The following is a 924-nucleotide window of genomic DNA, read 5'->3' as shown; positions in this document are numbered from 1 at the left end:
AGTGGCCGCACACCGCGGTCGGCGACGGTGACCGGGTCGAGGTCCTCACCGCGGTCCAGGGAGGCTGAGCACCATGGCCGACGACCTGTTCACCCTGGGCGACCGGACCTTCACCTCCCGCCTGATCATGGGCACGGGGGGCGCCCCCAGCCTGGACATCCTCGAACGCGCCCTGATCGCCTCCGGCACCGAGCTGACCACGGTGGCGATGCGCCGCCTGGACCCGACGGTGCAGGGCTCGGTCCTGTCCGTGCTGTCCAGGCTGGGCATCGACGTCCTGCCGAACACCGCGGGCTGCTTCACGGCCGGCGAGGCCGTCCTGACGGCCCGGCTGGCCCGGGAGGCACTGGGCACGGACTGGATCAAGCTGGAGGTGGTCGCGGACGAGCGGACCCTGCTGCCGGACGGGGTCGAGCTGCTCGACGCGGCCGAGGTCCTGGTGGACGAGGGCTTCACGGTCCTCCCCTACACCAACGACGACCCGGTCCTCGCCCGCAAGCTGGAGGACGTGGGCTGCGCGGCGATCATGCCGCTGGGCTCCCCGATCGGCTCCGGCCTGGGCATCCGCAACCCGCACAACTTCGAGCTGATCGTGGAGCGGGCCGGGGTCCCCGTCATCCTCGACGCGGGGGCGGGGACGGCGTCGGACGCCGCCCTGGCGATGGAGCTGGGCTGCGCGGCGGTCATGCTGGCCTCCGCGGTGACCCGCGCCCAGGAACCGGCCCTCATGGCGGCGGCCATGCGCGACGCCGTCTCGGCGGGCCGCCTGGCCCACCGCGCGGGCCGCATCCCCCCACGCCGCTTCGCGGAACCCTCGTCCCCGATGGACGGCCGCGCGGCGCTGGACCCGGAACGGCCGGCGTTCTGACCCACGGCGCGGGCCCGCCATCGCCCCCTCGAGGGGCCGGGGCGGGCCGGTGGCTG

The 924-nt window shown here is 75.1% G+C and carries 2 protein-coding genes; both read left to right on the top strand.

The window, feature by feature from the left end; all coding sequences use genetic code 11:
- Positions 1-68: MoaD/ThiS family protein (locus VR44_RS49190; RefSeq protein ID WP_211275107.1), on the top strand; the 68-nt coding region annotated here is incomplete at its 5' end.
- Between the two features lie 5 nt (positions 69-73).
- Entirely contained in the window at positions 74-868 is a 795-nt protein-coding gene (locus tag VR44_RS22120) for a thiazole synthase (RefSeq protein ID WP_045949314.1), read from the top strand.
- The last annotated feature ends 56 nt before the right edge of the window (positions 869-924 follow it).

The organism is Streptomyces katrae (genome assembly GCF_000966975.1).
GTDB classification, from domain to species: domain Bacteria; phylum Actinomycetota; class Actinomycetes; order Streptomycetales; family Streptomycetaceae; genus Streptomyces; species Streptomyces katrae.
The sequence above is the reverse complement of the archived record's forward strand: the minus strand, read 5'-3'. Positions and strand labels throughout refer to the sequence as shown.